The following is a 5,200-nucleotide window of genomic DNA, read 5'->3' as shown; positions in this document are numbered from 1 at the left end:
TCGGACCTGGTCACGATAAGTGGGGCAGTTTGTCTGAGAACCGTTAAGGATAGGCAGAACAAATCCTACGGCCACGCCCCCGGCTGCTAAGCTCAATTGAACTGGAGAAATGGCGTGATGATTACACACCCGATCGTCCAGCATGACAGCACCGAAACAGCGGCCTTTATAGCTGCAGTCAAAGACGGAATTGCTGATGCCGATGCAGGCCGCACGGTTCCATATGCTGCCGTTCGGGAATGGCTTCTGTCATGGGGAACCGAACACGAAAAACCGGCACCCAACCTAATTTCCTGATATGGTGTTTTATCAAGCACCAACGACAGGAGCCGCATGATGAGCGAAGCACTCTCCCCCATCGTCTCCGAGTTCGAGACGGTCGAACAGGAAGCGGCCTATACCGCATGGCTTCAGGCCAAGGTTGCCGCCAGTCTAGCCGATCCACGCCCGCCAATCCCTCATGATGAAGTCGAGCGGCGCATGGCCGAACGACTGGCCAAACTGCACAAACGCAAAGCTACCTGATGCTGCCTATCGTCTGGACCGAAACCGCTGACGAAGACCTTGCAGTCATCACGGAATACATTGGTGAAAACAATATCGGTGCAGCGGAGCGGATGTGGCATCGGCTCCGTTCTTGCGTTCTGCCCCTATCGTCTCACCCATACCTCTACCCGATCAGTGAGCGGGTTCCCGGCCTGCGCGAAATCGTAGCCCACCCGAATTACATCATCCTGTATCGAGTGACGGCAACCAGCGTTGAAATTATCAACGTGGTCCACGCCCGCCGCCAATTTCCTTTCTAAGCGTACCCGGACGCCTTCGGCGGCCTACGGCGCTCCCGCACTGCGCTCGCTCCGGGTCTGTTCTGCTTTGTGCCTAGCACACACCTGCTTGCTCAAGGGACAAGGAGCGTTTTAGCGGCTAAATCGCCTCACATACCGAGAGAGGGGCTGTCGTCCCAATTGTCCTCAATCTCGACAGCCTTCGCAGCCTTCCTCCTTTCGTCTAGATCGTCAGCGAACACTCCCAGCCGTTCGATCAAGAACCGCACGACCCGCTCCACCGCCACCCCGACACCTCGTACCCATTCGGCTAAGCAGGCCTTTCTGGCTTCATCCACGGGGCGCAGAAGAGTCCATTCACCGCTACCTACCTTATCCGGTCTCGGCCCGATTTCCTTGACGGCCCACGCACCTATCAGCCCGTTAAAGGCTGCACTCACCTCACGAAGCGCCTCTTTCTGAAAGACATCGCGCATCGAACTGACATCCCCAAGGACCGTCCGCATCGGCGCCGGTATCTCGCGCCAACATGCTGATAGTCTGGCTTTCCTGTCATCCGACAGGGAGTTCGGACGGGTAAACGTGAGTTTTCCGGGATTTTTTGAAGATGGAATTACCTTTGCAATCTCACCGGAACGGAAAGCCCTCACAAACTCTCCGATAGCTGCCGAACGCGAGACCGACGCCGCCTCTTTTTCTGCCAAAGCAATCTCGCGCGTATCCAGTTCCCGTACCTTGGCAGCCAGATCAGCTTTTACGGCTTCCAGTTTCTCCCGCTCCTGGGCGATCTTGTATTCTTCCGGCTCCAGCCGGTCCTGGTCACGGCCAACCTTCACCTTGCCCCGCTCGACCCATTCCAGCCCCATCCTATCGCGAAGATGCTCGGTCCATAAATCTTGAAGTGCCCTCCCCTGAAAGACGGGGCTGTCACATCGCTCCATGACGGGCTTACCGGTCTTATCGAATACCGGCTCAAAAAGACCAGATTCCAGTTTTTTCTCTTTTTTCTGCCGCTCTCCGAACCGTTCTAGGGCCAGTTCCTTGCCGAACTTTGACAGGCTGATCCAGTCCTCAACCACCTTCCCGCGTCGAGTCTTTTTCTCGTATTTCGGTGCAAAGAATACATCGACCCCATGCCGTCCGGCTTCATCTCGGTCCAGTCGTGCCCGGAAAACAGCCCGCCCGCCATGCGTTGCATTGATGAAGGCCACAGCCTCATCCAGCATCTGTTGTTCGTTCTCAGGGGTGATGGGCAGGTCCGTGGGGAACTGCAAGAAGCCGTGCCGTGCCAGAGCACGTCCACCCTTGTTGCGCTTCGTCCCTTCAACATGAGCGGCATAGCTCTGTTCGAGATCCAGTCCATCGCCATACGGACTGTAAACCAGCGGCGGAACATCCCTGATGGCCCGTTTACTGCCAACGTAATCGAGGCGCTTTTCGTGTCGTTCCATCGCCGCCAGACCAGACGCATCGAGCGATTTCATCCGAACAGACCCAGACTTGCCCTTCATATTATCTCACCACAACTCGTACTGACTTGATACAAGTTGGTATCCTTTTTATAAAAAGGATACCCGCTATCCGTTTTTTGGACCCTACCCAAAAACAGCGGACAAGGGGAGACCCCTTTGAACCCCTTCGAGGACTGACGATGAAGGATGGAGAAGTTGCCCGGCTGCTGTCCCTGATCCTGCGACATGAACCGGAACGGATCGGCCTGATGCTGGACGGGCAGGGCTGGGCAAACGTGCCCGACCTGATCCGGCTGGCGAAGCGGGCAGGCAAGCCGTTCGACCTCTCCACCCTGCGGCGAGTGGTCGAGACGAACGACAAGCGGCGCTTCACCCTCTCGCCGGACGGCCTGCGCATCCGGGCCGCACAGGGCCACTCTCTGTCGATTGATCTCGACCTGCCCGCCGTCCAGCCGCCCGAACGGCTCTGGCATGGCACCGCCCGCGACAACCTACCCTCGATCTTCCGGGATGGTCTGAAACCGGGTCGCCGCCAGATGGTCCACCTTTCCGCGGACCGGGAGACCGCGCAGCGTGTCGGAGAGCTGCACGGGAAGGCCGTTATTTTGGCCGTAGAGGCCGGTCTGATGTTTCGGAATAAGATTCCCTTCTATCAGGCTGACAATGGCGTCTGGCTCGTTCCTAGCGTCTCTCCGGCCTATTTGGCGTTTTGACTGGAAACACGGACTGTTCCCACACACGTCCTCCCCTTGAGCAAATTCCATCTAACTTGTTTTGCTGACCTTGCAGCACCAGAGCGAGCGCAGTGCGGGAGCGCCGTAGGCCGCCGAAGGCGTCTGGGGTGGGATAACTCTCCTCAAAAATGTCTCTGATCCGCCCCCGAGGGTCCACAGGACCCGAGGCCCGCTACCGCTCACGAGGGCGTTCGCGGGCCTCGTCCCGTGGGCTTCGTGGACGGCTCTTAAGATCATAGAAGAGAAAAACGCATAATCCCTTATATTTCAAATACTTAAAGGGGGGGGGTAGGACATAGCTGGTGTCCTACCCCCCGGACACCAGCTATGTCCTAGGTTTGTCCAATATTATGACAAATACGTCATTGATATGGACATAGATTTGACCTAGGGTCAGGACATCCATGTCACGATTCTGGACACCATGAATGCCTTTAGAACCGAAAATTCAGATCGCCACTCCACCAACCGGGACATGGGTACAAACTGAACGTGCAGCACATGAGCGATGGTCTATTCTCGCAGTTGAAAACCCTCGTGCAGCAGCCCTTCTGCATGTGATCATTGCCAAAATGGGCAGACACAACGCTCTGGTCGCCAGTCAAGAAACACTTTCCACTCTGACTAAGTGCAGCACTCGGACCGTCCGTCGCTCTCTCCAAGTTCTGAAAGAGGAAAATTGGATCGAAATCCGCCAAATCGGTGCATCTGGCACAGTTAACGCCTACATCGTGAACGACCGGGTGGCATGGTCTGGTGCACGAGATGGCATCCGCTACAGCTTGTTTTCGGCAGCGGTTCTGGTCTCCGATAACGAACAGCCCGACAATGCCGATATTGGTGCGCAACCACCTCTGGAACATATCCCATCGCTACAGCCGGGCGAACGCCAACTACCTACCGGCCCCGGTATGCCGCCCCCTTCCCAACCCTCTCTTGAAGGTATGGAACCCGACTTACCCGCCACCAGCCGTAACGATCTTACACAGTGAGTTCGCACACCCCTGCACACCTATCGCCTGCACAGGCTGCACAGATAGCTGATGTCTCCCGCTGGACGATCATGCGGGCTATAAAATCATCAGATTTGCAGGCTTTTCGCGACAACAAGAACCTGTGGCGGATCAAAGCTGACGATCTGAACGCTTGGCTATCTGCACACCCTGCACAATGTGCGCACACTGTGCAGGAAGAGGCCGATGCACACCCTGTGCACACCCATGCACACCCCGATCCGATCCCCAAAGAGACACTCGAACTGGCGCGCTTAAAGGCTGAACTCGAAGCCGAAAAAACACTTCGGGCAACCGTCGAATCTGACCGTGATCACTGGCGCGAATTAGCCCAGAAACTGGCAGAATCACGACCACGCAAATGGTGGTTTTGGTGAACGTCTTGCCGCAACTTACAAGAGCCAGATTTGGAAGGTTCACAGCATACTAGAAAAAGAAACCCTTTTTTTTACTGATGCATATCCGTATTAAAATCTGGTCGTAAATTTAATTTACAATATGGAAAACAACCAAATGCGTATTAAAAAAATAACTTCTGCTGTTGGCTTAAGCCTCATGATGGCACTTTCTGCTTGTGCTTCTGGTGGCAATGAATCCATCAAAAATGAAACAGGCGCTTCCATCGATCAAAAAATCCATGATGGAACCACGACGAAAGAACAGGTCCGTCAGCTTTTTGGTGACCCTGCACAAACTTCGTTTACAGATAGCGGGCATGAACAGTGGCAATATACTTTTGATAATTCAAAAGCTGATGCTGCTAATTTTATCCCTGTTTACGGTGATTTACATCAGGGTCAGCATGGAACTGCTAAGCATTTAACTATTATATTTAATGGTGATGTTGTTTGGCATCATTCTATGAATTCGTCTGCTGTGAAGTCATCTGCTGGTTTGTTCTGATCTGTGCATCTGATTGATGCATTGGGAGCGTTCTGCCCCACTTATCGGACCTGGTCACGATAAGTGGGGCAGTTTGTCTGAGAACCGTTAAGGATAGGCAGAACAAATCCTACGGCCACGCCCCCGGCTGCTAAGCTCAATTGAACTGGAGAAATGGCGTGATGATTACACACCCGATCGTCCAGCATGACAGCACCGAAACAGCGGCCTTTATAGCTGCAGTCAAAGACGGAATTGCTGATGCCGATGCAGGCCGCACGGTTCCATATGCTGCCGTTCGGGAATGGCTTCTG

Annotated in this window: 8 protein-coding genes; 7 read left to right on the top strand and 1 reads right to left on the bottom strand. The window is 54.5% G+C overall.

Features of this window, described 5'->3' with window-relative positions; translation table 11 throughout:
• Positions 1-117 precede the first annotated feature (117 nt).
• The 3 genes from KP699_RS15855 to KP699_RS15845 are packed head-to-tail and all read left to right on the top strand — an operon-like array spanning position 118 to position 806.
• A complete protein-coding gene (locus KP699_RS15855) occupies positions 118-297 on the top strand; it encodes a CopG family transcriptional regulator (RefSeq protein WP_215763298.1) in 180 nt (59 codons plus the stop codon).
• Positions 298-333: 36 nt separating this feature from the next.
• Complete coding sequence (locus KP699_RS15850; RefSeq protein ID WP_215763297.1) at positions 334-525, top strand: stability determinant; 192 nt, start codon at positions 334-336, stop codon at positions 523-525.
• Entirely contained in the window at positions 525-806 is a 282-nt protein-coding gene (locus KP699_RS15845) for a type II toxin-antitoxin system RelE/ParE family toxin (protein ID WP_215763296.1), read from the top strand. Before KP699_RS15850 ends, KP699_RS15845 begins: the two co-directional genes overlap by 1 nt.
• 128 nt (positions 807-934) lie before the next feature.
• Here the strand turns inward: KP699_RS15845 and KP699_RS15840 are convergent, their stop codons facing one another.
• Complete coding sequence (locus KP699_RS15840) at positions 935-2,269, bottom strand: hypothetical protein (protein WP_215763295.1); 1,335 nt, start codon at positions 2,267-2,269, stop codon at positions 935-937.
• 167 nt (positions 2,270-2,436) lie between these two features.
• Between KP699_RS15840 and KP699_RS15835 the strand changes: the two genes are divergently transcribed.
• The 4 genes from KP699_RS15835 (at position 2,437) to bamE (ending at position 4,907) form a co-directional block, all read left to right on the top strand.
• Positions 2,437-2,970, top strand: coding sequence for an RNA 2'-phosphotransferase (locus tag KP699_RS15835; RefSeq protein WP_215763294.1), 534 nt, complete (start codon positions 2,437-2,439; stop codon positions 2,968-2,970).
• Between the two features lie 449 nt (positions 2,971-3,419).
• Positions 3,420-3,983 (top strand): helix-turn-helix domain-containing protein, encoded by a 564-nt coding sequence (locus tag KP699_RS15830; protein WP_215763293.1) that lies wholly within the window; start codon positions 3,420-3,422, stop codon positions 3,981-3,983.
• Entirely contained in the window at positions 3,980-4,381 is a 402-nt protein-coding gene (locus KP699_RS15825; protein WP_215763292.1) for a helix-turn-helix domain-containing protein, read from the top strand. The genes KP699_RS15830 and KP699_RS15825 overlap by 4 nt, the downstream gene beginning before the upstream one ends.
• Positions 4,382-4,517: 136 nt before the next feature.
• A complete protein-coding gene (gene bamE / locus KP699_RS15820; RefSeq protein ID WP_215763291.1) occupies positions 4,518-4,907 on the top strand; it encodes an outer membrane protein assembly factor BamE in 390 nt (129 codons plus the stop codon).
• Positions 4,908-5,200 lie beyond the last annotated feature (293 nt).

The organism is Acetobacter sp. P1H12_c, assembly GCF_018811975.1.
GTDB classification, from domain to species: domain Bacteria; phylum Pseudomonadota; class Alphaproteobacteria; order Acetobacterales; family Acetobacteraceae; genus Acetobacter; species Acetobacter persici.
The sequence above is the reverse complement of the archived record's forward strand: the minus strand, read 5'-3'. Positions and strand labels throughout refer to the sequence as shown.

Bases quoted from the DNA above. Each gene is read 5' to 3' on its own strand.
- KP699_RS15835 (WP_215763294.1), top strand. From the start codon at position 2,437: ATGAAGGATGGAGAAGTTGCCCGGCTGCTGTCCCTGATCCTGCGACAT.
- KP699_RS15850 (WP_215763297.1), top strand. From the start codon at position 334: ATGATGAGCGAAGCACTCTCCCCCATCGTCTCCGAGTTCGAGACGGTC.
- KP699_RS15840 (WP_215763295.1), bottom strand. From the start codon at position 2,269: ATGAAATCGCTCGATGCGTCTGGTCTGGCGGCGATGGAACGACACGAA.
- KP699_RS15830 (WP_215763293.1), top strand. From the start codon at position 3,420: ATGCCTTTAGAACCGAAAATTCAGATCGCCACTCCACCAACCGGGACA.
- KP699_RS15855 (WP_215763298.1), top strand. From the start codon at position 118: ATGATTACACACCCGATCGTCCAGCATGACAGCACCGAAACAGCGGCC.
- KP699_RS15845 (WP_215763296.1), top strand. From the start codon at position 525: ATGCTGCCTATCGTCTGGACCGAAACCGCTGACGAAGACCTTGCAGTC.
- bamE (WP_215763291.1), top strand. From the start codon at position 4,518: ATGCGTATTAAAAAAATAACTTCTGCTGTTGGCTTAAGCCTCATGATG.